The 25,221-nt window shown below is 60.5% G+C and carries 25 protein-coding genes and 1 tRNA gene; 13 read left to right on the forward strand and 13 right to left on the reverse strand.

Annotated features, from left to right (window positions below; genetic code table 11):
• The first annotated feature begins 8 nt into the window (after positions 1-8).
• The 4 genes from speB (at position 9) to AC1PUL_RS10110 (ending at position 3,740) form a co-directional block, all read left to right on the forward strand.
• On the forward strand, positions 9-962 hold the full coding sequence (gene speB, locus AC1PUL_RS10095; RefSeq protein WP_480468195.1) for an agmatinase: 954 nt from the start codon (positions 9-11) through the stop codon (positions 960-962).
• 68 nt (positions 963-1,030) lie between these two features.
• On the forward strand, positions 1,031-1,963 hold the full coding sequence (argC, locus tag AC1PUL_RS10100; protein WP_480468197.1) for an N-acetyl-gamma-glutamyl-phosphate reductase: 933 nt from the start codon (positions 1,031-1,033) through the stop codon (positions 1,961-1,963).
• A 4-nt stretch (positions 1,964-1,967) separates the two neighbouring features.
• Positions 1,968-2,837 (forward strand): aminoglycoside phosphotransferase family protein, encoded by an 870-nt coding sequence (locus tag AC1PUL_RS10105; RefSeq protein ID WP_480468199.1) that lies wholly within the window; start codon positions 1,968-1,970, stop codon positions 2,835-2,837.
• A gap of 60 nt (positions 2,838-2,897) precedes the next feature.
• On the forward strand, positions 2,898-3,740 hold the full coding sequence (locus AC1PUL_RS10110; RefSeq protein WP_480468201.1) for a DODA-type extradiol aromatic ring-opening family dioxygenase: 843 nt from the start codon (positions 2,898-2,900) through the stop codon (positions 3,738-3,740).
• A gap of 6 nt (positions 3,741-3,746) precedes the next feature.
• On the opposite strand, the gene AC1PUL_RS10115 is transcribed toward AC1PUL_RS10110, so the two are convergent.
• Positions 3,747-4,850, reverse strand: coding sequence for a COX15/CtaA family protein (locus AC1PUL_RS10115; protein WP_480468203.1), 1,104 nt, complete (start codon positions 4,848-4,850; stop codon positions 3,747-3,749).
• 116 nt (positions 4,851-4,966) lie between these two features.
• Between AC1PUL_RS10115 and AC1PUL_RS10120 the strand changes: the two genes are divergently transcribed.
• Positions 4,967-5,194 (forward strand): DUF2842 domain-containing protein, encoded by a 228-nt coding sequence (locus tag AC1PUL_RS10120; RefSeq protein WP_298462327.1) that lies wholly within the window; start codon positions 4,967-4,969, stop codon positions 5,192-5,194.
• Between the two features lie 24 nt (positions 5,195-5,218).
• Positions 5,219-6,574 carry a GNAT family N-acetyltransferase gene (locus AC1PUL_RS10125; RefSeq protein ID WP_480468205.1) on the forward strand — a complete coding sequence of 452 codons (1,356 nt, stop codon included), beginning with the start codon at positions 5,219-5,221 and terminating at the stop codon, positions 6,572-6,574.
• Between the two features lie 29 nt (positions 6,575-6,603).
• Here the strand turns inward: AC1PUL_RS10125 and AC1PUL_RS10130 are convergent, their stop codons facing one another.
• Positions 6,604-8,799 (reverse strand): GumC family protein, encoded by a 2,196-nt coding sequence (locus tag AC1PUL_RS10130; RefSeq protein ID WP_480468207.1) that lies wholly within the window; start codon positions 8,797-8,799, stop codon positions 6,604-6,606.
• Between the two features lie 208 nt (positions 8,800-9,007).
• On the opposite strand from AC1PUL_RS10130, the gene AC1PUL_RS10135 reads away from it, so the two are divergent.
• The 6 genes from AC1PUL_RS10135 to AC1PUL_RS10160 all read left to right on the forward strand — a co-directional run bounded on the left by AC1PUL_RS10135 (position 9,008) and on the right by AC1PUL_RS10160 (position 14,509).
• Positions 9,008-9,559, forward strand: coding sequence for a polysaccharide biosynthesis/export family protein (locus tag AC1PUL_RS10135; RefSeq protein WP_480468552.1), 552 nt, complete (start codon positions 9,008-9,010; stop codon positions 9,557-9,559).
• A 3-nt stretch (positions 9,560-9,562) separates the two neighbouring features.
• Positions 9,563-10,705, forward strand: coding sequence for a glycosyltransferase family 4 protein (locus AC1PUL_RS10140; RefSeq protein WP_480468208.1), 1,143 nt, complete (start codon positions 9,563-9,565; stop codon positions 10,703-10,705).
• A gap of 110 nt (positions 10,706-10,815) precedes the next feature.
• On the forward strand, positions 10,816-12,369 hold the full coding sequence (locus tag AC1PUL_RS10145) for an undecaprenyl-phosphate glucose phosphotransferase (protein ID WP_480468210.1): 1,554 nt from the start codon (positions 10,816-10,818) through the stop codon (positions 12,367-12,369).
• The gene (locus AC1PUL_RS10150; protein WP_480468211.1) at positions 12,366-13,598 is read left to right on the forward strand and encodes an O-antigen ligase family protein; all 1,233 of its coding nucleotides are present in this window, start codon (positions 12,366-12,368) and stop codon (positions 13,596-13,598) included. The genes AC1PUL_RS10145 and AC1PUL_RS10150 overlap by 4 nt, the downstream gene beginning before the upstream one ends.
• A 101-nt stretch (positions 13,599-13,699) precedes the next feature.
• Positions 13,700-13,957, forward strand: a complete 258-nt coding sequence (locus AC1PUL_RS10155) for a hypothetical protein (protein WP_480468213.1) — start codon at positions 13,700-13,702, stop codon at positions 13,955-13,957.
• A gap of 402 nt (positions 13,958-14,359) precedes the next feature.
• Complete coding sequence (locus AC1PUL_RS10160; protein ID WP_480468215.1) at positions 14,360-14,509, forward strand: hypothetical protein; 150 nt, start codon at positions 14,360-14,362, stop codon at positions 14,507-14,509.
• Positions 14,510-14,550: 41 nt separating this feature from the next.
• Here the strand turns inward: AC1PUL_RS10160 and AC1PUL_RS10165 are convergent, their stop codons facing one another.
• The 9 genes from AC1PUL_RS10165 to AC1PUL_RS10205 form a co-directional block, all read right to left on the reverse strand.
• Positions 14,551-15,567: an extracellular catalytic domain type 1 short-chain-length polyhydroxyalkanoate depolymerase gene (locus AC1PUL_RS10165; RefSeq protein ID WP_480468216.1), complete on the reverse strand. Its 1,017-nt coding sequence runs from the start codon at positions 15,565-15,567 to the stop codon at positions 14,551-14,553.
• A 188-nt stretch (positions 15,568-15,755) separates the two neighbouring features.
• Positions 15,756-15,832, reverse strand: a tRNA-Pro gene (locus AC1PUL_RS10170).
• A 121-nt stretch (positions 15,833-15,953) separates the two neighbouring features.
• Positions 15,954-16,217 (reverse strand): hypothetical protein, encoded by a 264-nt coding sequence (locus AC1PUL_RS10175; RefSeq protein WP_480468217.1) that lies wholly within the window; start codon positions 16,215-16,217, stop codon positions 15,954-15,956.
• A 226-nt stretch (positions 16,218-16,443) separates the two neighbouring features.
• Complete coding sequence (locus AC1PUL_RS10180) at positions 16,444-16,977, reverse strand: MerR family transcriptional regulator (protein WP_480468553.1); 534 nt, start codon at positions 16,975-16,977, stop codon at positions 16,444-16,446.
• Between the two features lie 125 nt (positions 16,978-17,102).
• Positions 17,103-17,441 carry an integration host factor subunit alpha gene (locus AC1PUL_RS10185; protein WP_480468219.1) on the reverse strand — a complete coding sequence of 113 codons (339 nt, stop codon included), beginning with the start codon at positions 17,439-17,441 and terminating at the stop codon, positions 17,103-17,105.
• A 108-nt stretch (positions 17,442-17,549) separates the two neighbouring features.
• Complete coding sequence (locus AC1PUL_RS10190) at positions 17,550-18,521, reverse strand: beta-ketoacyl-ACP synthase III (protein WP_480468220.1); 972 nt, start codon at positions 18,519-18,521, stop codon at positions 17,550-17,552.
• A 16-nt stretch (positions 18,522-18,537) separates the two neighbouring features.
• Positions 18,538-19,584: a phosphate acyltransferase PlsX gene (gene plsX, locus AC1PUL_RS10195; protein WP_480468221.1), complete on the reverse strand. Its 1,047-nt coding sequence runs from the start codon at positions 19,582-19,584 to the stop codon at positions 18,538-18,540.
• A 101-nt stretch (positions 19,585-19,685) separates the two neighbouring features.
• Positions 19,686-20,246, reverse strand: a complete 561-nt coding sequence (locus AC1PUL_RS10200) for a YceD family protein (protein WP_480468222.1) — start codon at positions 20,244-20,246, stop codon at positions 19,686-19,688.
• 62 nt (positions 20,247-20,308) lie between these two features.
• Entirely contained in the window at positions 20,309-20,848 is a 540-nt protein-coding gene (locus AC1PUL_RS10205; RefSeq protein ID WP_480468224.1) for a ubiquinol-cytochrome C chaperone family protein, read from the reverse strand.
• Between the two features lie 241 nt (positions 20,849-21,089).
• Here AC1PUL_RS10205 and AC1PUL_RS10210 point away from each other — a divergent pair, with 241 nt between their 5' ends.
• Positions 21,090-21,593 (forward strand): outer membrane protein assembly factor BamE, encoded by a 504-nt coding sequence (locus AC1PUL_RS10210; RefSeq protein ID WP_480468225.1) that lies wholly within the window; start codon positions 21,090-21,092, stop codon positions 21,591-21,593.
• Between the two features lie 97 nt (positions 21,594-21,690).
• Here the strand turns inward: AC1PUL_RS10210 and AC1PUL_RS10215 are convergent, their stop codons facing one another.
• Both AC1PUL_RS10215 and AC1PUL_RS10220 read right to left on the reverse strand, forming a co-directional pair.
• On the reverse strand, positions 21,691-23,829 hold the full coding sequence (locus AC1PUL_RS10215; RefSeq protein WP_480468226.1) for a sodium-translocating pyrophosphatase: 2,139 nt from the start codon (positions 23,827-23,829) through the stop codon (positions 21,691-21,693).
• A gap of 154 nt (positions 23,830-23,983) precedes the next feature.
• The gene (locus AC1PUL_RS10220; RefSeq protein WP_480468227.1) at positions 23,984-25,210 is read right to left on the reverse strand and encodes an MFS transporter; all 1,227 of its coding nucleotides are present in this window, start codon (positions 25,208-25,210) and stop codon (positions 23,984-23,986) included.
• Positions 25,211-25,221 lie beyond the last annotated feature (11 nt).

Raw genomic sequence — 25,221 nt, forward strand, 5'->3', positions numbered from 1 at the left:
GGAAGAAGATGGCCAGCAAATCGATCGATAACGCGTTCACCGCCAAGGCGCTCCGTGGCGCTGCGACCGACCCGACTTATGCCGGCGTGCTCTCCTTCATGCGGCGCAAGTACTCCAAGGACCTCACCGACGTCGACGCAGTCGTGCTCGGCATTCCCTTCGACGCCGCCGTCTCCAACCGGCCCGGCGCCCGTTTCGGGCCGCAGGCGATCCGCCGTGCATCCGCCATCTTCGACAACGACCCGCAATATCCCTTTGCGCGCGACCTCTTCGAGCAGATGGCGGTCATCGATTACGGCGATGTTCTGCTCGACTACGGCAATCATCAGAAGACCCCTGCCCTTATCGAGCAGGAGGCCGCGAAGATCATTGCCTCCGGCGCCTATCTGCTCGGCCTTGGCGGCGACCATTTCGTGACCTGGCCACTCCTCAAAGCGCATGCGGCCAAACACGGACCGCTGGCACTGGTGCATTTCGATGCGCATCAGGACACCTGGGACGATGACGGCCAGCGGATCGATCACGGCTCCTTCGTCTGCCGCGCTGTGCGCGAAGGCGTGATCGATCCGAAGAAATCGATCCAGATCGGCATCCGCACCGAAGCGCCCGAGGATTTCGGCATCAAGATCATTCCAGGCTATGAGGTCGAGGACATGGGCGCGCAGGCGATTGCCGATGCCATCCTCGCGCATGTCGGGACAGCACCCGCCTATCTGACCTTCGACATCGACTGCCTGGACCCGGCCTATGCGCCGGGAACCGGCACGCCGGTCGCGGGCGGCCCCTCCTCGGCCAAGATGCTGTCGGTGCTGCGCAAGCTCGGGCCCCTCGACATCAGGGGCTCGGACATCGTCGAGGTGGCGCCCGCCTATGACCACGCCGACATCACCGCAATTGCCGGTGCGACGGTTGCGATGTATATGCTCGGCTTGCGCGCTGAAAAGCTTTCGACACGCGCCTGACACATTGCGCATCCACATTCACAAACAGATTCCGCATTCTCACCCAAACCACTGACAGGACAAAAGAAATGGCAGCGAAGATCTTCATCGACGGCGAACACGGCACAACGGGTCTGCAGATCCGCACGCGCCTGGCCGATCGCCGTGATCTTGAACTGCTGTCGATCCCGGAAGCGGAGCGCAGAAACGAGAAGATGCGCGAGGACATGCTGAACAGCGCCGATATCGCCATCCTTTGCCTGCCCGACGATGCGTCGAAGCAGGCGTATGAGATGACGGCGGCGAACAACAATGTCCGCCTGCTGGATGCCTCCACGGCATTCCGGGTGCATCCGGACTGGGCCTATGGCTTTGCCGAAATGGACAAGGCGCAAAAAGCGAAGATTGAAGGCGCGCGCTATGTGTCCAATCCCGGCTGTTATCCGACCGGTGCAATCGGCCTCATCCGGCCGCTGCGCGCCGCCGGCATCCTGCCGGACGGCTATCCGGTCTCGGTCAATGCCGTCTCCGGCTATACCGGCGGTGGCAAGCAGCTGATCGCGCAGATGGAAGACAAGACCCATCCCGAGCATCTGGCCGCCAACAACTTCCTCTACGGACTGACGATGAAGCACAAGCATGTGCCGGAAATGCAGACCCATGGCCTGCTCGACCGTGCGCCGCTCTTTGCCCCTTCCGTCGGACGTTTCCCGCAGGGCATGATCGTTCAAGTGCCACTCTTCCTCGAGGATCTCGGCGGCGGCGCGACGGTCGAGAGCATCCATGCGGCACTCGTCGCCCATTATGCCGGCCAGGACATCGTCAGCGTGGTCCCGCTTGCCGAAAGCGCCAAGCTGCCGCGCATTGATGCCGAGGAACTGGCGGGCCAGGACACGATGAAGCTCTTCGTCTTCGGCACACCGGGTGGCGCGCATGTCAATCTGGTCGCCCTGCTCGACAATCTCGGCAAGGGCGCGTCCGGGGCTGCCGTGCAGAACATGGACCTGATGCTCTCGGCGTGAGCCCGTGGCAGCGTCGTCTGAGCTACCCATCGCCCTTACCGAAGCCTGGAGCATCGACAAGGCGGAGCTAATCGCTGACACTCCGTCCAGTCTTGTTTTTCGGGTTTGGCGAAGTGGCTCGACAAACATTGTAAAGAGCCTAAAGCCCGCTGGACACGGGGAACTACCTGGCCTCGACTTTCTTGAGTGGAGGCAGGGTCTCGGTGCGGTTCGCCTCATTGACCGTGTCGGCCACTCATCTCTGCTCGAAGATGGGGGCGCGCGGACGCTGCGGGAACATCTTGATCGCTGGGGCGACGAGGACGCAACGGACGTCGTGCTCCGTGTGCTGGGCAAGCTGCATGCTCCAAGCAGACGAACGGTTCCAGAAGCACTCGTGCCGCTCGATCGACATTTCAAGTCTCTGTTCTTGCTTGCGGAAACATCTGGATCGTCCGAACTCGGCACGGTCGCAAGCTGGGCCGCGCGTATTGCACGGGGTTTGCTCAGCGAGCAAGCAGGCCAAAGACCGCTTCACGGTGACCTCCATCACGAGAACATAATCCAAGATGCTTCCGGCGAGTGGCGGGCGATCGATCCCCAAGGACTTTATGGCGACCCGGTCTACGATGTGGCCAATGTATTCGGAAACCCACTGGGAAATGAGAGCCTCGTTCTGGATCGGCTGCGCATCATCCGCCTAACGGAGAGCTTCGCGGTTCATTTCGGCTGCAGCGGCAGGAAGGTCCTGAGTTATGCAGCGGTTCACGCCATGCTATCCGTCGCCTGGATGCTGGAAGACGGATCGACGCTGTCAGGCGATGCAAGGCTTGCAGAGCGCCTTGCCTTTGCCCGGATCGCAAGCTCGCTGCTTGTCGAACACTTTGTCTGCTGAATGACGGATCGCCTGCCGCCTCAACGTTTGGTAGGACGGAAGCGTACCAGCGAGGCCGTCATGAGCAGCGAAATTCCACATCGTCATCGTTTCCCCGTCTACTTCATTCCCCATGGCGGCGGCCCCTGGCCTTTCATGGAGTTCCCGCGCGATGCCGAGGGCAAGGCGCCCTGGGACGATCTGCGCGCCTTCCTCGAAGGACTCGATGCAGAGATCGGGCGGCGGCCGAAGGCTGTGCTGGTGGTTTCAGGCCATTGGGAGAAGGAACCTGTGCCGACGGTGAGCACGGCTGCAAAGCCCGGCATGCTCTTCGACTATTATAATTTCCCGCCGCACACCTACGAGCTCTCCTACCCTGCCCCAGGCTCGCCCGATCTTGCAGCCCGCGCGCGGACGCTGCTGGCCGAGGCCGGGATCAAGAGCGCCGAGGACGACACGCGCGGTTTCGACCACGGCGTGTTCATTCCCTTTATGCTGCTCTATCCGGAGGCGGATGTACCGCTGACGATGATTTCGCTGAAGAATACGCTCGACGTCGAAAGCCATGTGGCGATCGGCAAGGCCTTGGCCCCGCTGCGCGACGAGGACGTGCTAATCGTCGCGTCCGGCATGAGCTATCACAATATGCGGATGTTCCGGCAGGCCGAGCCCAACCATGTGCAGCAGGCGATCCGCTTCGACGACTGGCTGAGCAAAGCGGTCGCCGATCCAGACAGCGACGAGCGGGCGAAGGTGCTTTCGACCTGGGACCAGAACCCGGATGCGCTGGCCTGCCATGTGCCGGACCACGACCATCTCGTGCCGCTCTTCGTGGCATCCGGTGCAGCGGGCTCCGATGGCGGGCGGCAGGTGTTCCGGGGTGAATTCCTCGGAAAGCCCTATTCCGCCTATCGCTTCGGCTGATTCCGATCAGTCACGGACCTCTACCGCAACCGGCTTCGGACGCTCGCCGTAGAAGGCCCGCAGATGCGCGACTGCGAAGGCGAGCACCACCAGCGCCATGCCCTGATGGATGACGCCGGCAGCCAGCGGCACCTGCATGACGAGTGTTGCGACACCGATCACCGCCTGGATGCTGACGAACGCAAAGAGCACAACGCTGCGGCGGGCATGGGTCGTCTGCGGGGCGGCTCGCAGGCTCTGGATCATATGTAGGAGTGCTGCTGCCCAGAGAATATAGGCGCCGATGCGGTGGATATACTGAACCGTCTTCGGGTTTTCGAACAGGTTGATCCAGGCAGGCACCTGCACGAAGAGGCCCTGCGGGATCCAGGCGCCATCCATCAACGGCCAGGTATTATAGCTGAAGCCGGCATCCAGGCCCGCGACGAGCGCGCCGAGATAGATCTGTACGAAGGTCATGATCAGCAGCACACCGGCAAAGAGACGGCTCTTATCCGTCGGCGCTGCATCTTCGGTATGCGGGTAGAGGCTGCGGAAGATCCAGACACAGCTCGCGAAGATGAAGCAGGCCATCATCAGGTGAACGGCCAGACGATACTGGCTGACATCGGTCCGCTCGCTCAAGCCCGAGGAGACCATCCACCAGCCGATGAAACCCTGAAGGCCGCCCAGCGCCAGAAGGCCGACCAGCGGTGCGCGCAGGCTCGGCTCGATCTTGCCGCGCAGCCAGAAATAGGCGAGCGGCACGGCGAAAAGCACGCCGATCAGGCGGGCGAGCAGGCGATGTGCCCATTCCCACCAGAAGATGAACTTGAATTCATCCAGGCTCATGCCCTTGTTGATCTGCTGGTATTCGGGGATCTGACGATAGAGTTCGAGCTCTTCCTCCCACTCTGCGGCGGTCAGCGGCGGGATAACGCCATGGATCGGCTCCCACTTAGTGATCGACAGGCCTGAGTCGGTCAGGCGCGTCGCGCCGCCGACCAGCACGAGACAGAAGAGCGCAAAGATCACCACGCCGAGCCAGATGCGGACCGCCTTGCGGTCGGCATCCACGCGAGCGATTTCCTTGCGCACCTGCAACTCGGTTCCGGTCAAAACTGCTGTCATTCGTCAATCCTCTTTTCGACCGTTGATTTGCATCAGTCAGCCGTGCAAAACAAGCCCGCCGGTTTGCGGCAAGCGGTCGCGTCGCAAGGGACGGCGACGTCGAGTAGGAATAAGGCATGACACGGCGCCCGAAATTCAGATCCTTTATCGGTACGATCCTGATCATCCTGATCGTGTCGATCTATGCCCTGCTTGCCACGACAATCGCGACGGCAACGCTCGCGACAGCGCCCTGGTGGGTGCATCTCCTCTACTTCCTGCTCACGGGCCTGCTCTGGGTCATTCCAGCCATGCTGGTCATCAAGTGGATGGCCGGCCCTTTCAAGAAGAAAGACACGGATTAACCTCGCCTTTACCCTGGCGTCGCGTTGCGGCGTTCAGAGGCCCATCCGATAACCGTTTGTTGGCAGTGTCCGCCTAATGTGAGGGTCGTGCACCAGGAACGAGACGGGATAGGGTACATGCGGGCCCAGATGCGCCATGATGCAATGGCATTTGCAGAAGATCTGCCACGGAAGCCCCTCGCGTCCGACGCTGCGGCAATCGCGCTCGACACCGGCGCCGGGCACCTGTCGCTTACGGTGCACCATCGCATGGCACCTCTGGAGCGCGTATGGCGGCAGCTCGAGGCCGATTCGTGGAACTCCCTGCATCAGGGTTATGACTGGTGCCGGGCCTGGGTCGATATCCATGGCAACCCACTGGCAATCGTCGAAGGGCAACTGGACGGGGAAACAGCCTTCCTCCTGCCATTGGAAATCGAACGGCACTATCTGGTGCGCAATGCCCGCTTCATCGGGTCTGCTTTTTCCAATTTCAACAGCGGCCTCTTCAGCGCCTCCTTCCGCCGAGCTGCTCCGCAGATCGCAAAACAAGACTTCGAAACGCTTCTCGCAGGGGCACTGCGGCACCACGCCGACCTCCTCAGCCTGACCAATATTCCGCTGGATTGGCGTGGCGAAAGGCATCCACTTGCGGAGCTGCCGAGCGTTCTCAATCAGAATGCGTCATTCCAATTGCCTTTGGCCCCCACGATGGAAGAAACCATCGCGCCCCTCAATGCGAAGAACCGGCGCAAGAAGTACCGTTCCCAAACGCGCAAGCTGGAAGCCGCGGGTGGTTTCGACCACCTGAAGCCAAAGCTCGTCAGCGAACAGAAGGCACTGCTCGAACTTTTCTTCCAGCAGAAGGCCCAGCGCTTTGCCGCTGTCGGGCTGCCGAACGTTTTTCAATCGGCGGCAACCCAAGCCTTCTTTCACATGTTGCTGGAACGGAACCCGGGCGCGACGGATGTGCCGCTCGAATTGCATGCGATCAGGCTCAAGGGCGAGCATGAGGGGAAAATCGCGGCGATCACCGGTCTCTCCCGCAAGGGTGACCACGTCATCTGCCAATTCGGCTCCATCGACGACAGTCTCATGGCCGAGGCCAGCCCCGGTGAACTTCTGTTCTGGCTCGCGATCGAGCGGAGCGCACTCGACGGTGCCGACCTTTTCGATTTCGGCATCGGCGATCAGGATTACAAGCGGCGTTGGTGTACGCTCAAGACGGCGCAACACGATATCCTATTGCCGCTGAGCCCGGCCGGCCATCTTGCCGCCATGACCCATCGCAGCATGACGCGGACCAAATCCTTCATTAAAGGCAATCCGCATCTTTATGCACTGGTCCAGAGACTGCGCGCGCAAAGAACCGTCGCATCGCCGACCAAGACCGACGATTGATGTCCGTTTGAACCGTTGAATTGGGCGGCTCACGCCGCGTTGCGCTTGGGCGGCGCAGGAGGCGTCTTGACCGAAAGCAAGACGAGATCCTTGTAGCCCACGTCCTCGAAAGCCACCATGATTTCCGCCAGTTCAGCGGCCTCGGGTTCCGGTGCCGACAAAATGATCTCGTGACGACCGTTGCGGCTCAATCGGGCGACGCCCTGGGCATTCGCCGGACCACATTCGACAAGCACGATGTCATAGACGTCGGCCAGTGCATCGACGATCATCGCCAGCCTGTCGGCGCCACGCATGGCCTGGCGGATATCGGCATTGCCCTGCGGGATGATGTCGGCGGTCGAGGAGCGATCCGGATGGATGCAGTCAGCAAAGGCGACTTCGCCGGTCAGCAGATCCGTGATGCCGGCAAGGTCGCGCCAGGATGCCATGAGCCGTGTCGGACATGCCGAACCAGTCATATCGACGAGAACAATGCGGTTGCCGCGATCGGCGAGTTCACGCGCAAGTGCTACCGTACCCAGCGAACCATCGTCGCCGGACGGAGAAATCGCAAAGGCGATCCGGGTGTTCTGTTCGACCAGATAGTCCGCAACCGAGCCAATGGAAAACTCGTCGTGGTCCTCGGCCGGCTGTGTTGCGGGCAGTTCCGCCGTCACCACCTCCTGCATCTCCTCGACCAGGTCTTCATCTGGCTCGACATTGAGCAGACTTGCAGGCGCATCGGTTTGCGGACGTGTCTTGCGGGGCGGATCGATGGCCTCAGTCGTCTCCAAAACGGGCTCTTCTTCGCGCCGAACAGCCAGCGGCACCCCGGCTGTTGTTGGGCGCAGAGCCCGTCCGCTGAAGAGTTCGGCCAGCATCACGGCTACTGCGGCGAGAATCATCGTCGAAAGCGTCGCGACGATCGTGATCGGGACCACTTTGGGGAAATTCGGCTCCTGGGGCTCGATCGCCGTCGAAATCACTCGCGCATCCGCCGGGCTCGCATCCTTGTCGAGGCGCGACGATGCTTCGCGGTAGCGCGCGAGATAGGTTTCGAGAAGCTGGCGCTGGGCTGTCGCCTCCCGCTCCAGGGACTTCAGGCCGACCTCGTCCTCGCCGGCACGGGCCGTATCGGCCTTTAACGTGTTCAACTGGGCCAGCAGCTGGGTTTCGCGTTCGCGGGCAACCGCTGCCTCGTTGTCCAGGCTGGCTGCGACCCTCAAGGATTCCGACTGCACCTGTTCGCGAATGCCGACGAGTTGCGCGCGCAAGGCCTTCATCTGCGGGTGACCCTCGAGAAGACGGGTCGAGAGATCGGAGATCTGGGCGCGCAGCTGTGATTCCGTGGCCTTCAGGCGCTGGATCGATTCCGAGCGCGCAATGGCATCCAGCGTCTCCGTGGATTTGCCGGCCTTGATGCTTTCCCGGAGATTAGCCGCCGTGGCCTCGGCGCTGGCGCGTTCGCTGCGGACCCGTGCAAGTTCAGTCGAGATATCAGAAAGCTGTTTGCTGCTGAAAGAGCTCTGGTCCGCGCCAAGCGACATGAGGCCAGCGGAGGAGCGATACTCGGCGACCTTCTGCTCGGCCTCGCGAACCTTTTCGCGCAGATTGGCAATCTCGGTCTCGAGCCAGCGCACAGCGTCCGAATTGCTGTCGAGCTTGGCGCCGCTTTGCAGCGAGCGGTAGACCTCCATCATCTTGTTCGGGACCTGAGCCGCCAATTTCGGGTCTTCAGAGGTAAACTCGATCCCGATGACCCGCGAATTGTCGACCTGATAGACGCTCAGCTTTTGCTTGAAGGCATTGATCACGCGCTCCTCCGGCGGGAGGTCGAGCGGATTGCTCTGGAGTCCGAAAAGCACCAGAACGTCGGTGATCACCGACGGGCTGGAATCGGGATCGAATTCGGTTCGCTCGTGCAGCTTCAGCTCTCGGGCGACTTCCTTGATCAGATCGACCGACTGGAGCAACTGCACCTGGCTGGCGACGTTCAGTTCGTCCGGCATGGGCTCGACGGCGGATGAAGCCGTGCCAGAGGCCGAGAATGTTGCCTCACGCGGCTCGATCAGCAGCTTTGCGTCACCCTTGTAAGTCGGCGAAATGGCATTGGCACCGACGAAGGCCAGAACACCAACGAGTGCGGTGGTCGCAAGGATCCGCCCCCTCCGCTCCCATACGGCGCGAAAGAGCTGGGCGAGGTCGATATCGACATCATGTTGATCGCGGTCCACACTCGGCATCACAAACTCCCGGAACATCTTTGTCGCGAAAGTAAAGGATCATAGTAACTCAAGGGTTAACTCCGATCCCCCCGATTTTGGGCTCAAGGGGGCAGCAAGGCGCAGCGCTGCGTTTACGCTACGTTAACCCTAACCATTCGATAACAGGTCAACGAAGATGGCTTCAGTGGGAGCGCCGCAGCGCATGGCGATGGACAAGAATAAGGCGATGGCTCTGGTCGCAGGTGCAGTCCTGGCGCTTGGCCTGTCGAGTTGCGCAAGCTACCGCCCCGCGCCCAAGGTCTTTCACGAGGCGACGATCCAGCCCTATCGCCTCGACAGCGGTGACCGGTTGCGCGTCACGGTTTTCGAGCAGCCCAGCCTGACGAATACCTATACTGTCGATCAGGCCGGCTATATCGCCTTCCCGCTGGTCGGTCAGGTCGCAGCACGAGGTGCCACCCTCACCCAGCTCGAAGGTGCGATTGCACAGAAACTGAAGCAGGGATATCTGCGTGATCCCGATGTCTCCATCGAGGTCGATCGATATCGCTCGATCTTCGTCATGGGTCAGGTCGGCCAGCCCGGTCAGTATGCCTATGTGCCGGGCATGACGATCATCAATGCCGTGGCGGTTTCCGGCGGCTTCAACAGCCGCGCAAACCAGCGCGATGTCGATGTGACGCGCAAGATCAATGGACAGATCATCACCGGTCGCGTGCCAATCACGGATCCCATCCTTGCGGGGGATACCGTCTATGTCCGCGAGCGGCTGTTCTGATCGATGGCTGACGCCCAATCCTTGCGCATCGTGCACTGCTTTCGATCCCCTATTGGCGGGATATTCCGCCATGTGCGCGACCTGGCGGAACTGCACAGTGCCGCCGGACATCAGGTCGGCATACTCTGCGACAGTTCGACGGGCGGCGCGCATGAGGATCGCCTATTCGAACAGATCATGCCCTACCTGTCGCTCGGGGTGACACGCTTTCCGATCGGACGATCGGTCGGCCCCAGAGACCTGGCGGCACTTGTCGAAAGTTACAAACTTATCAAAGCATTGCAGCCGGATATTCTGCATGGTCATGGCGCCAAGGGCGGCGTGATCGCGCGTTTGATCGGCTCACTCCTGCGGGTTCGAGGGTATCGCGTCGCCCGCCTCTATTCTCCGCACGGCGGCAGCCTGCATTTCAAGCGGGGCACCCTTTCGGGGCAAGCCGTGTTCTTGGCCGAACGTATCCTGGAACGGATGACGGAATCGATCTCCTTCGTCTGCGACTACGAGCGCGAGACCTATGAGGCCAAGATCGGCAAGCCGCATTGCCACGCAGCGCGTGTGTATAACGGGATCAGCGAAAGCGATTTCGGTCGCATTCCTGTCGAAGCCGATGGCGCCGATTTCGCCTATATCGGTATGCTCAGGGACCTGAAGGGCCCGGACGTCTTCATCAATGCCTTCGCTGAAACCGAAAGGCTGGTCGGGCGCCCCCTGAAAGGACTGATCGTCGGAGACGGCCCGGATCTCGACCGCTATCGCAAGATGGTGGACCAGAAGGGGCTCGTTCGCCGCATCGAATTCAGGCCTGCCATGCCGATTGCCAAGGCCTTTGCGCTCTCTGACATCGTTGTCGTTCCCTCGCGGGCCGAGGCCATGCCTTATATTGTGCTGGAAGCACTGGCTGCGGAAAAAACCATCATCGCCTCGCGGGTCGGCGGAATTCCCGAAATCCTCGGCCAGAACAGCGAGGCTCTGATCGAAGCGGGGCGCGCCGATCTCTTCGCCGCCGCAATGGCAAAAGCGCTCACCGATCCGGATTGGGCGAAGCGGACCATGCCGAGCCCGGACGACTTTCGCTCCCGCTTTTCCGCATCCGTCATGTCCAGGGATATCGAGGCCCTTTACCGCGAGCAACTCGCGCGCATTTGATGGCGACCTGTGCAAGAACCGAACGAGATCACGCCATTTCTGAGGGGTTCCTAAAGCGTTTCTTAGGACCTTCGGCGTAGTCTCCACGCACACACGTGCGAGTACGAGCCATGAACAAGGTCGACAAACCCGAGGCATTCGATCTTGACGCTTTGCGTCGCGGTCAGATCACCGGTGATCAATCCTCTCAATTGGATGGTCAACGCAAGGCCGAAATCAGCGCCCTCGCCCGCCAGATCGCCGCCCAATATGCGGTCGCAAACTACTCACCGTCGATCGTGATCGGCCAGCTGCGCTTCCTTGAATTCTTCAGCCTTTTCGGTATCGCGCTTGCTTCGAACTTTTTCCTCGCGGCCAATCCAGGTGCACATTTTCTTGGCACCAACATCAGCGGCTTCATCGGCTCCCTGATCGCGTTGCTCTTCATGCAGGCGAGCGACTGCTACCATGTTTCCATCCTGCGCTCGCCGATGCGGTCTATGGCACGCGTGCTCGGCAGCTGGATGGCATCCCTCGGCCTCGTTGCACTCGCCAACTTCCTGTTCGTCGAACATGATCCGAACTATCGCGGCGTACTGGCCGTCTGGTTTGCGCTTGGTGCAGTTTATCTCCTCGTTGAGCGCAACCTGATCGGCTTTGGCATTCGCCAATGGGGACGCAACGGCGTGATGGAACGCCGTGCCGTCATTGTCGGTGGCGGCAAGCCCGCCAAGGATCTGATCCGTGCACTGGAACAACAGCCGGATAACGATATCCGCATCTGCGGCATCTTCGATGACCGCGGTGCGGCTCGTTCGCCTGATGTCGTTGCCGGCTACCCCAAGCTGGGAACGGTCGCGGAACTGGTGGAATTTGCCCGGCTGGCGCATATCGACATGCTGATCATCGCGCTGCCGCTCAGCGCCGAGGCGCGCATCATGCAGCTCCTGAAGATGCTGTGGGTGCTGCCGGTCGATATTCGTCTCGCAGCGCATTCCAACAATCTGCGCTTCCGCCCCCGCGCCTACTCGCATGTCGGCGCCGTGCCGCTGCTCGACATCCTCGACAAGCCGATCCGGGACTGGGATTCGGTTGCCAAGCGCGCCTTCGACATCTTCTTCAGCCTGCTTGCGCTACTGCTGCTCTGGCCGATCTTCATCGCCACCGCAATCGCGGTCAAGGCGACGTCAAAGGGACCGATCCTCTTCATTCAGAAGCGCCATGGCTTCAACAATGAGGTGATCAACGTCCTGAAGTTCCGCTCGATGTATACGGAAATGAGCGACCCGACCGCCAAGCAGGCGGTCACCAAGCACGACCCGCGCGTAACGCCTGTGGGTCGGTTCATTCGCAAGACATCCATCGACGAACTGCCGCAGATCTTCAACGTGTTGCGCGGCGATCTCTCGCTGGTTGGCCCGCGACCGCATGCAGTTCTGGGTCAGACGCGCGACAAGACCTTCGGCGAAATCGTCGAGGGATATTTCGCGCGCCATCGCGTCAAGCCTGGGGTGACCGGCTGGGCACAGATCAATGGCTGGCGCGGCGAAATCGATACGGACGACAAGATCAAGTTCCGCACGGCCTATGATCTCTATTACATCGAAAACTGGTCTCTCTGGTTCGACCTGAAGATCCTGTTGCTGACGCCCATACGGCTCCTGAACACGGAAAATGCGTATTGAGCGCGGTCGCCACAGACATCCGGCCGTTTAATCCGCAGTCCGCGGCCGTTCAGCTGCTGATCTCCTGGATTATGGCCTTTGGCGTCTTCCTGTCGGGCTTCGTCATTTCAGAACCGGCCCCCTATGAACTGTTGATGGTCGGGCAGGTCGCGCTCTGGTTCCTGTTTGGCCTGAAGATCTCGCGCGCCGTGGCGCCTCTGCTTGCGCTGTTGCTGGTGTTCAATGTCGGCGGACTGCTGGCGGTCACCATGTTGCGGACCATTTTGACCGAGCAGGTCCTCTATGTCGCCGTCTCAATCTTCCTTGCCCTGACAGCAGTTTTCTATGCCGCCGTCATCGAGGACCGGCCTCAGCGATTGAAGCTGATCTTCCAGGCCTGGGTGGCGGCTGCGATCATCACGGGCATGCTCGGTATCCTCGGCTATTTCCATGCCTTTCCGGGCGCGGAGGTGTTCACGCGCTATGATCGCGCCATGGGTGCGTTCCAGGATCCGAACGTCTTCGGCCCGTTTCTGGTCACGCCGACGCTCTACCTGATGTATGGCATGCTCAAGGGCCGGCTCTTGGAATCGCCGCTTCGCATCATCGGCATCCTGATCCTGTCGCTTGCCATCTTCCTCTCCTTTTCGCGCGCCGCCTGGGGGCTTTTCCTGTTCAGCACCGTGGCACTCGTCTTCGTCATGCTGCTCAAAGAGCGAACCACAGCCTTCCGGCTGAAGATCCTGGTGCTGTCGCTGGCGGCGGTGATCGCCATGGTGACGGCGCTTCTTGTCGCCCTGCAGTTTGAGAAGGTTCAGGCGCTGTTCGAGACCCGCACCCAGTTGGTGCAAGAGTATGACGGCGGGCATCTCGGTCGATTCGCCCGCCACCGGCTCGGCTTCGAAATGGCCATGGAAAGACCGCTCGGTATCGGACCCATGATGTTCGGCAAGATCTTCCCCGAAGACGAGCACAATATCTGGCTGAAGTCGTTGATGGCCTATGGCTGGATCGGCTTCGTTTCCTATGTGGCCCTGATCATCTGGACCCTGTGCATCGGTTTCCGCTACCTGCTGCGCGACAGGCCATGGCAGCCTTATCTGATGGTGGGATGGATCGTACTGGTGGGCCATGTGCTGGTCGGCAACGTCATCGACACCGATCACTGGCGCCACTTTTTCCTCCTGCTCGGTATCGTGTGGGGATGCGGTGCTGCCGAATGGCGCCATCAACGAGCATTGCGCCGTTGAGCTGGAGCGCCGCCCCCCGGCGCTTCAAACATTGAATTTTCCGGGCACTGCCCCATACTTCCATTATGATCACCCCGGCACAAATACGCGCGGCGCGCGCCATGCTTGATGTGACGATCGATCGATTGTCGCAGGAAAGCGGCGTATCCGCTCTCCTGATCCTGCAGATCGAGGCGTCGAATGGTTACGACGCGACACCCCACCATTATGCGGCGTTACAGGAGGCCCTAGAGCGCATGGGTGTCACCTTCCTCATGGCTGGCGAAGCAGGCGTCGGCGGCGAAGGACTGCGTCTTGTGGCCGCCACGGTGGATGAGGGCTTGAGGCCCGAAGAGCTGCACTCAGCAAACGACGACTAGAGCATTTCCGGACGCAGAACCGCTGACGCACTTTTGCTGGAGCTGCTCTAGAGCCGTTCATTTTTAAATGGAAGCAGTTCTGCCGGAGCAGGTTTTCGTCAGGGCAGCGACGATCGGCGCTGTGCATACCCTGAGGGATGGGCGAGACGATCGCCGCTGATCCTGGCGAAAAGATGCCAGGCCCTTCGGGTTGGCTGGAACGGGCCGCCTGATAGCCCGGCTGGCTTGGCCGTATGCTGTGGCTACGACGCGCGCAAGCCGGGCGACCATCCGACTCCCTTTCAGCCAACAGAACTGATTCCATTTAGAAATGAACGGCTCTTGACTATCCGCAATATGGTGATGGAACAATCGCCCCTCTCACGACTTTCCCTGTCCGACAGAACAAGACAGGAGATATTCATGAGCCGAAACAATGGCGTTTACCTCATCATCGGTGCACTCGTGGTCGCAGTGATCGGACTGGGCACATATGTTTACCAGGAAGAGCAGAAACCTGACGGCGTGGAACTGACCATCGGCCAGAACGGCGTTTCGATCGAGGAGAACTGACACCAAGTGTCAATGACAGGGACCGATAGGATCGGCTCGCCTTATCGGGGGCGAATGAAAGTCTCGTAGAATTCTTCGGGGGCGCCGACGGCGCCCTCTATCATATAGGGCTGGCGGGCTTCTGCCGCGTGCCTCGCCATCACCGGCAGGCCGTGTTCGAGACCGTCAAGCAGTCGGTAGTCCACCAAAACTCTGCCGGCCCTATCTCTCCAGGCCACCGCCTCACCCGCCAGATCAGCCCTGGTCTCGCCGGCATTCTTGTCCAGCCCATGAAGGTCAAGCCACTGGACGAGCAGGGATTCGGCATTGGCGGGTGCAACGACCGTGTCCGCCCTTCCCTGCCAGATCGATATCGCGGGCATCCTCTGGACAACATCCCTTGCCGCACCACGCGCCAGATTGCCCCATTCGGCGGCACTGCGCTTGGCTCCCGATTTCATCACGGAAAATGCCGCCATCGCGTCTCGCGCCGCGCCGTACGGCAGGCCGCCGATCACCTGCCCAGCAGCGAACAAGCTCGGATAGGTAACGAGGAGAGCATTGGCCATGGCCCCGCCGGCCGACAGGCCTTGGATGAACACTCTTCCGCGATCGATGCCGTGCCGCTGGATCGCGTGCTCGATCATCTGGCGAATCGACATCAGCTCTCCACGGTCATGCGCCACCATGCTGGGCCGGAACCAATTGAAGCAGAGGTTCTGATTGTTTTCCTTCCGCTGCTCCGGACAGAGAAGCACGAACCCCTTTTCCCGTGCCATTCGGCTCCAGCCACTGCCCCGGTCGAACTGCCTCGCCGTCTGCAGACAGCCGTGCAAGACCACCACAAGGGTCTGCGGCTCACTTCTGTGCGGCGGCGCGTATTCCAGCATAGTGAGACGTCCAGGATTGCTGCCGAAGGCATGCACCTGCACGAGGCTGGATCTGGGCGGCCGCGGCCTTGGCGCCTTAGTTGGCTCCAGGGGCCTGAATTTTGGCATGGCCTGCTCGAGGGTCCGTTTCAAACGCTTCTGACCGCGCAGAATTGCCGACAGTGGCGACAGAGAGAGTTTGAAGCGCATGGATCAGGACCTTGTTCGGAACTCACACACCATAATGCTGCATTGCAGCAAGGATAGGACAGAACGCAAGAAAGAAAGAAAGAAAAGTCCGACCATCGACAGATGCGAAAAGAAAAACCGGGCACCTTGCGGCACCCGGCATCTCAAGCCATCCGACGCGATCAACAGGTTGATCTGTCATCAAGAAATGGTCGGAATGGCGGGATTCGAACCCACGACCCCTTGACCCCCAGTCAAGTGCGCTACCTGGCTGCGCTACATTCCGTCATCTGTCTGCCGCGCGTTTTCGGTCAAGGATGACCTGCTCGACAGCCAGTTCCCTTTAGACAGTCAGTCATTTCTGCGCAAGCAGAAACTCCCGGGCCATGGAAAAAATGACAGGATGACTATTGCAGCCGCTGCATCAGGGCACGGATTTCTTCGAAGCGGCGGCGCTCCTCGGGCTCATCACTGTTGGCGGCGTAGCAGGTCACATCCATGCAGAAGCGGGTGACCTTCAGCTGTTCGGCACCCTTTTCGAACTGACATTCGATTTCGTCGCTGATGTCCTGCGGCTCGCTGTCCAGACGCGTCGAATAGGTCAGTCGCGCACCGGGCGGATCCAGTTCCGGAAAGGCCTGAACAATGCCAATCTTCAGGTCCTTCGCCATCAGCATACTCTTTGCAACAAAGATGCAGGCGTCCTCAACGGTCGCCGGTCTGGTCCCAGCGTCGCCCGCGATGGTCGCCGTCTGCTGTGCGTTGGATGGTGCGGCGGCCAACAAAGAAAGGAGCGGAATCGAGATTAGAAAACGTTTCATGGAGCCTCGCGCGGGTAACGTTCGGGTCCAAAACGTCTGAAACTTGCAGGATGTTCCAAGGCTGGAACGCAGACGGTCAGCGTACCTGGTCGAGAAGACGCTTGCATTCGAGGAGATCGAACAGTGCCTCTTGGAGAAGCGCACGGTCTTCCTTGCCGACCGACCCCTTGCCGACGGAGATTTCTGGTGCGTCGTCGTTGGCGCCGCTGCCGAAGCCAAAGAAGCGGCCACTGGTGCGCAGCTTGGGGCGACCGACGACCTGATCCTCGTCGAGATTGACCTTGGGTTCATCTGATTTCGAAGCGTTCGCCGCAACCAGCGCTTCCATGGTCGCAACGTCACCGGTCGCGACGGCCATCACGAACTTGTTGCCATTGCTCTTCAGGAGCTTCTGGACACCTTTGATCGTGTAGCCCTGATCGTAGAGGAGGTGCCGGATGCCTTTCAACAGCTCGACGTCGTCAGGACGATAATAGCGCCGCCCGCCGCCCCGCTTCAGCGGCTTGATCTGGGGGAATCGGGTTTCCCAGAAACGCAGGACATGTTGCGGCAGATCGAGATCGTCAGCCACTTCGCTTATCGTGCGGAACGCATCCGGGCTCTTATCCAACTGCATGACAGCCTTCCTCGCTCGTCACGCGGCTGCGCGACTCGAACGATAGTTGAAACAGTTGAGGATTGCTTTTCAAGCGCTGGGGAACCGGCAGATCATTGCTCCACCGGTTTTCGTCGGCATCAAGCCGCCGGGTTCGCCGGCTTCTGTTTCGCCTTGCGGGAGATGTGGGCCCGCAGGATGCGCTGCTTCAGCACATTGGACGCTTTGAAGGTCATCACCCGGCGCGGAGAGATCGGCACTTCCTCACCGGTCTTGGGGTTGCGACCGATGCGCTCATTCTTGCTGCGCACCTGGAAGGTGGCAAAGGACGAGAGTTTTACGGATTCGCCGCGGACAATCGCGTTGCAGATCTCGTCGATGACGGTTTCTACAAGTTCGGCGGACTCCGTCCTGGAAAGACCGACCTTGCGAAAGACTGATTCTGCCAGATCCGCACGCGTCACTGTCTTTCCGGCCATTGTTCTCGCCCGCCTAAATCAATGATCTTGTTGAATTGCGCAGAGACTATTGCCCTTGACCGCAACGGTCAAGTGCTTGTCGATGCGCAATTTTTGGGGTTTCAAATGCTACCAGCGCAGAAGAACGGCGCCCCAGGTGAACCCTCCACCCATGGCTTCGAGCATCACAAGATCGCCCTGCTTGATTCGGCCATCGCCCGCAGCCGTCGCCAGGGCCAGCGGAATGGAGGCCGCAGACGTGTTTCCGTGTTTGTCGACGGTGATAACGACCTTTTCGTCGGGAATGCCGAGCTTCTTCGCCGAGCCGTCGATGATGCGCTTGTTGGCCTGATGCGGCACCAGCCAGTCGATATCATCAGCCGTCGTGCCGGTGGCCGTAAACGCTGCTTCGATGACATCGGTGATCATGCCGACGGCATGCTTGAAGACTTCGCGGCCTTCCATGCGCAGATGGCCGACCGTACCCGTGGTCGAGGGACCGCCGTCGACATAGAGCTTTTCGCGATGCGCGCCGTCCGAGCGCAGGTTCGAGGTGAGGACGCCGCGATCGGCAACCGTCCCCTCGCCTTCCTGGGCCTCGAGCACCAGCGCGCCTGCACCATCGCCGAAGAGCACGCAGGTGGTGCGGTCCTTCCAGTCGAGGATGCGCGAGAAGGTCTCGGCACCGATGACCAGAACGCGCTTTGCCATACCGCCACGGATATAGAGGTCGGCCGTTGCCATGGCATAGACGAAGCCGGAACAGACAGCCTGCACATCAAAGCCGAAGCCATGATGCATGCCGAGGCGGTTCTGGATGTTGACAGCCGTCGCCGGGAAGGTGTTGTCGGGTGTCGAGGTCGCGCAAATGATCAGGTCGATATCAGCGGCGGTGAGGCCAGCGCGATCAAGCGCTTCCTGCGCAGCGGCCGTGCCGAGCGAAGCGGTTGTCTCACCTTCGCCTGCGATATAGCGCTGCTTGATCCCCGTGCGCTGAACAATCCACTCGTCGGAGGTTTCGACCAGGCTTTCGAGGTCGCCATTGGTCACAACCCGTTTCGGGAGCGCCGCTCCGAAACCGCGAACTACAGAACGGATCATTGAAGTTTCCTACCTTTCACGCCGCTTCAGGGCCGGCCGGAGACGGATGCCGCGCGTGATATTTTTTCAAGTCGTTTTCGATCTTCTCCGTGAGACCGTTTCGGGCCATGTCATAGCCCACATCGAGAGCCGCCGCAAAGCCTTCGGCATCCGTGCCGCCATGGCTTTTGATGACGATGCCATTCAGTCCGAGGAAGACGCCGCCATTGACCTTGCGGGGGTCCATCTTCTCGCGAAGACGATCAAAGGCGCCCTTGGCGAGAATGTATCCAAGCTTGGCCATCCAGGTCCGCGACATCGCAGCGCGCAGATATTCCGCAATCTGCTTCGCCGTGCCTTCGGCCGTCTTCAGCGCAATATTGCCGGTGAAGCCTTCGGTGACGACGACATCGACCGTGCCTTTGCCCAGATCATCGCCCTCGACGAAACCGTAATAGTCGATGGTGTCGAGCCCGGCCTCGCGGATCAGGCGACCGGCTTCCTTGACCTCTTCCTGACCCTTGATCTCTTCCACGCCGACATTGAGCAGACCGACCATCGGCTTTTCGATCTCGAACAGGGCGCGCGCCATGGCGCCACCCATAACGGCGAAATCGAGCAATTGCTGGGCATCAGCACCGATGCCGGCGCCGACATCGAGCACTATGCTTTCACCCGAGAGCGTCGGCCAGATCGCTGCAATCGCCGGGCGTTCGATGGTTGCCATGGTGCGAAGGCAGAATTTCGCCATCGCCATCAGCGCGCCGGTATTGCCGGCGGAGACCGCGACATCGGCCTGACCCGTCTTCACGGCTTCGATCGAACGCCACATGCTGGAAACGTAGCGCCCGCGGCGCAGAGCCTGGCTCGGCTTCTCATCCATGCTGACGGAGACATCGCAATGATGGAAGGTCGATTTTTCCTTCAGTTTGGGAAACTGCTCAAGGATCGGCAGGCAGCGTTCCTGCTGGCCAAAGAGAAGGAAGGTAACATCGGGATGACGCTCGAGTGCCTTGGCGGCTCCGGGGATGACGACTTCGGGACCGAAGTCTCCACCCATGACGTCGACAGAAATTCTGATCACTTAGACCTGACCCTTCTTCATCGCTGGTCAGCGATATTTTCGGCCAAAATACCGCTTTTCCATCGGCAGACAACCCACCTGAAAGCGGAGATGGGGGATGATCAATCCTTTTTCCAGTCCTTCAATACGGCAAAGGGAGAGGGTTTCCTGTCTTCCTCGACCTTGCTTTCAACATGTCCGGAGAAGGCAACGCCTTCCTTTTTCGGATAGGGATCAATGTCCAGCGCCGCAAATTCGGCCACCAAAGCGCCTGCATCGATCGTGTCGCCCGTAAAGGTCTCGGGAAGATCCGGGCCTTCGGGATCGAGCACCATTTCGCCGGCGCCATCAAGGACGATCCGGGCAAGCTTGGAGCCTTCCGGCACGAAGATCTGGTCGATCTCCTGGTCGATGGTGGAGACCACCGGGTCGAGCGTCACCACGCAGGCCTGCACCAGTTCACCTGTCACATGGCCCTTGATCCGCACACCGTCCTTCTTCCAGCGGGCGATCTGCAGATCGGCAGACAGGCGATTGACGGCCTCAACCTTCCACAGTTCGGCAAGGCCGGAACGCTCGCGCTCGTCCGCCTCCACATGCACCTGCACGGGGTTTGCCGAGATATGGGCGACCTTCACAAGGTAGGTGAACTCGCGAGGGTCCCTCGCAGTGCTGCCTGACATCTAATCAATCCTCATTCTACCATCCGGCCCGCAATCGTAACGCCTCAGGCGCTTCCGACAATTCAGGCACTGGGGACGGACACACGGGCCATGCCCGTTTCGATTTCAGTCTCATCCAGAGCCGCAAGCGCCTTCTCCGCATCGAACATCCAGTCGGCGAGTGCCTGCATGGACGGTGCCGCCTCGCCTTGCTCCGGGTGGATATTGCGCTTCAGTGCAGCCTCAAGGGCGTCGCGTTCGTCCTTGTCCAGGGCTGCCGCGTAGGATTCCAGCCGCCCGTAGTACATGCCAGCGAGCTTTTTCATGCGCTTGGGCACACTGGGATCGCCCACGCCCAGTTCGCGGATCGAATGATCAACGTCTTCAAAGAAGGCATCAATGATGTTCTGGGCGATCTCCTGGCCGCTGCGCGGGGATTTCGCGGTCCGGCGGAAATACAGAATCAACATGATGGTCAGCATTTCGAACCGGCCCATCACGGTGTCCGGGACATTCATATCCAGGTAGAAGGCCGGAGTGCGGGCAGCAGACGTCAGCGCGCCATACTGGCGCTCGACGATCACCTGATTGTTTCTTTTCTGCCGAAAGAAGCCGAATACCATCCAAGTTCACCAAAAAGAGCCGACCGAAGTGGTGAGCCCGAACGTGGTCGTGTTGCATGATTGCGAAAGCTGGTTTACCGAAGCAGGCGTGAATTGCAATGCCGATATCCGGCACAGATGCCGCATCTCGCGGCAGATTGAACGGCAAAACGGCAGCGCAGGACTTGCGGCAGCTTTCCCCGGAAAGGCCACAATGCTATGCGCAAAGCGATGCGGCATCCAGAAGGTGCCATCGACAGTCATGGGAGACGTTTGCGTGGATATCAGGAATTTCAAGTCGGACAGGAAGCTTCTGAGCACAACCGCACTTGCTTTTGCCATTACCATCGGCCTCTCCGCCTGCCAGACCTCCGAGGTCTTCCACAACGGTTACGTCGTCGATCAAGCGGCTCTCGACCTCGTGCCGGTTGGTTCGAGCCGCGAGCAGGTGCTTTTGTCGCTGGGCACCCCCTCAACCACGGCGACCTTCGACGGTGAGGTGTTCTATTACATCTCCCAGAAGCGTACCCGCTCCGTCGCCTTCATGAAACCGCAGCTCGTCGATCAGCAGATCCTCGCCATTTACTTCGACAAGGACGGCATCGTCACGCAGCGCGCCAACTACACCCTGCAGGACGGCCGCGTCTTCGATACGATTTCCCGTACCACCCCGACAGGCGGCCGCGATCTCACCTTCCTGCAGCAGATGCTGTCCGGCGGCAGCAGCGCTGCCAACACGGTGCGCAACATCTTCGGCGGCCAATAAGACGAGACTTGGGGGACCGAACGGTCCTTTGGGTTACTCGAGACATCACAAGACCGCGGAAGTTGCCTTCCGCGGTCTTCTTTGTTTCGGTCGCGTGTCAGGCGGCGAGGATCGCCAGAAGCAATAGAGCGACGATATTGGTGATCTTGATGGCCGGGTTGACGGCCGGACCGGCAGTATCCTTGTAGGGATCGCCGACGGTATCACCTGTCACGGATGCCTTGTGCGCATCCGAACCCTTGAGATGCTTGACGCCATCCTTGTCGATAAAGCCATCCTCGAAGCTCTTCTTCGCATTGTCCCAGGCACCACCGCCCGAGGTCATGGAGATCGCCACGAAGAGGCCGTTGACGATGACACCGAGCAGGGATGCACCGAGTGCGGCAAAGGCGGAAGCCTTGGAACCGGAGATCAGGAGCACGCCGAAATAGACGACGAGCGGGGCAAGCACCGGCAACAGCGAAGGAACAACCATCTCCTTGATGGCCGCCCGCGTCAGAATATCGACGGCACGGCCGTAATCCGGCTTGTCGGTGCCCTGCATGATGCCGGGCTTCTCGCGGAATTGCCGGCGTACCTCCTCGACGATCGAGCCGGCTGCGCGGCCAACCGCCGTCATGGCGATCCCGCCAAACAGGTACGGGATGAGGCCGCCGAAGATCAGGCCAGCGACGACATAGGGGTTGGAGAGATCAAAGGAGATGGGGCCCATATCCGCGAAATACGGATACTGCGCACTGTTCGCGGCAAAGTAGGCGAGGTCATTGGCATAGGCGGCGAAGAGCACCAGCGCGCCGAGGCCGGCCGAGCCAATGGCATAGCCCTTGGTGACGGCCTTGGTGGTGTTGCCGACGGCATCGAGCGCATCAGTCGACTTGCGCACTTCCGGCGGAAGATGGGACATTTCGGCAATACCGCCGGCATTGTCGGTGACCGGGCCGAAGGCGTCGAGTGCGACGATCATGCCAGCAAGGCCGAGCATGGTGGTGACCGCAATCGCGGTTCCGAAGAGGCCAGCGAAGATATAGGTGGCAATGATACCGCCAACGATCACGATGGCCGGCAGCGCCGTCGATTCCAGCGATACGGCCAGGCCCTGAATGACATTGGTCCCGTGGCCGGTCACCGACGCCTGAGCAATCGAATTGACAGGACGCTTGTTGGTGCCGGTGTAGTATTCGGTGATCACCACGATCAGCGCGGTAACGACAAGGCCGATAATCCCGCAGATGAACAGGTTGACGCCCGTGATCTCCATTCCGTCAACCGTGCCGATCGAGCCCCAACCGATGGTCAGTGAGGTCGCAAGCGCGAGACCGGCCACGGACAGAAGTCCGGTGACAATCAGGCCCTTGTACAGCGCGCCCATGATCGATCCGTTGGTGCCGAGCTTGACGAAGAAGGTACCGATGATCGAGGTGATGATGCAGGCGCCGCAGATGGCCAGCGGATAGACCATGGCGATGTCGAGGGCCGCAGAACCGGCGAAGAAGATGGCTGCCAGAACCATGGTCGCAACGACCGATACCGCATAGGTCTCGAACAGGTCGGCTGCCATGCCGGCGCAGTCGCCGACATTGTCGCCGACGTTGTCGGCGATGGTGGCCGGGTTGCGCGGATCGTCTTCCGGAATGCCGGCTTCCACCTTGCCGACGAGGTCCCCACCGACGTCGGCTCCCTTGGTGAAGATACCACCGCCGAGACGGGCGAAGATCGAGATGAGAGAGGCCCCGAAGCCGAGAGCGACGAGCGCATCAATGACAACGCGCGAACCGCTCGCATGGCCCAGGACAGCAGTCAGAACGTAGAAGTAGATGGCGACGCCGAGCAGTGCCAGACCGGCGACCAACATGCCAGTGATCGCACCGGACTTAAAGGCGATGTCGAGACCGGCAGCAAGGCTGTGCGAGGCGGCCTGAGCCGTGCGCACGTTGGCGCGGACCGAGACATGCATGCCGATGAAGCCGGCGGCGCCGGAGAGGACCGCACCGATCAGGAACCCGACGGCAGCGGAAGCGGAGAGAAGAAGCCAAGTGCCGACGAAGACAACGGCGCCGACGATCGCGATGTTCAGGTATTGCCGAGTGAGGTAAGCCTGAGCACCCTCGCGAATATAGCCTGCAATTTCCTGCATTCGGGCATTGCCCTGGTCAGCCGCGAGCACCGAGCGCGTCGCCCAGACCGCGTAGACCACGGACAGAAGTCCGCATAAAATTACGCCTAGAAGAACCGTCATTCGCAATACCCTCCCGTATAGCCCGCGCCTCACTCATCGCGGGCCGTGACTCGCAGACTCAGGCCCCCTCCTCCGAGACCTCGTCAACGCGTGGCGAGATTGCGTCGCGCTTTTGGCGGCGTCAAGTACGCATATTTCGCGGTTATACAGGAACTCAGGCGGGTTTGCGGGCGGCTGAGCGTAGCTGCAGAAGGACCAGCAAGAGGCAGGCGATCGTGATCGGCCAGATAACCAGATTCATCACCGTCCAGCCAAAGGCAGTGAATACCTTGCCGGAAGAGAAGGACGACAGCGCCACCGTCGAGAACAGGATGATATCATGGAAACCCTGGACCTTGTCGGCTTCGGCAGGCCGATAGCTCGACGCGACAATTGCAGTTGCGCCGATGAAGCCGAAGTTCCAGCCGATACCAAGCAGGACCAGCGCGCCCCAGAAGTTCCAGAGGGCAATACCCCAATGGGCGACGATAGCGCAGGCCATGAGGATCAGCAGGCCGGCGGCAACCACCTTTTCGGCTCCGAAGCGGGTGATGAGCACCCCAGTGAAGAAGCTCGGCGCGAACATCGCGATGACGTGCCACTGGATACCGAGGGTCGCGAGGTCTGATGAGAAGCCGCAACCGATGACCATGGCGAGCGGCGCACCGGTCATCATGAAGGTCATCAGGGCGTAAGAGCTGATGCCGCAGATCATGCCCGTGAGAAAACGCTGGGTCATGACGATCTCGCGCAGCGGCCTCGTCGGGCCCGATGCCTCGGCCTTCCTCTCGGCAAAAGTCGGAAGCTTCAGGAAGAACAAAACGGCGATCGCGCAGAGCAGCAGCGGGACCATGGCAAGGAAGGCGCCGGCGAAGGTGACGGGGGCGAGCGAATCCTTGAACCAGATTGCGATCTGGGGGCCGACAATCGCGGAGATGATGCCGGCTGCCAGGATCCAGGAAATCGCCTTGCCCTTGTAAAAGCTCGGCGATGCATCGGCGGCGGCAAAACGGATTTTCTGGGTAAAGCCGCCCGAGACACCCATCAACAGAAGGGCAAAGGCAAACAGCCAAAAGTTCGACTGGATGAGCGCAAAGGCTGCAAGCGCGCTGCCCAGCGCGCCCATCAGCGCGCCGACCATGAAGCTTTCGCGGCGACCGAGAACTCGGGATGCGGCAGCGACGATAATGGCGCCGAGTGCGACCCCGATATTGAAGCCAGTCAGCGGCGCGGTCGAGAGCGACTTGTCGGCGCCAAGCATCTGGAAGCCCGCGAGTCCACCGACGGCGAAGGCGAGCGGCGGGGCAGAGCCCAGGATCGCCTGGGCCACAGCGAGCAGGCCGACATTCCGCCGGGCTGTCGAGAATTGTCCGTCCAGCCCTGCCTCCGTCGCCATGCTCATCTGTCTATGTC

This window comes from Rhizobium sp. P43 (assembly GCF_056730705.1).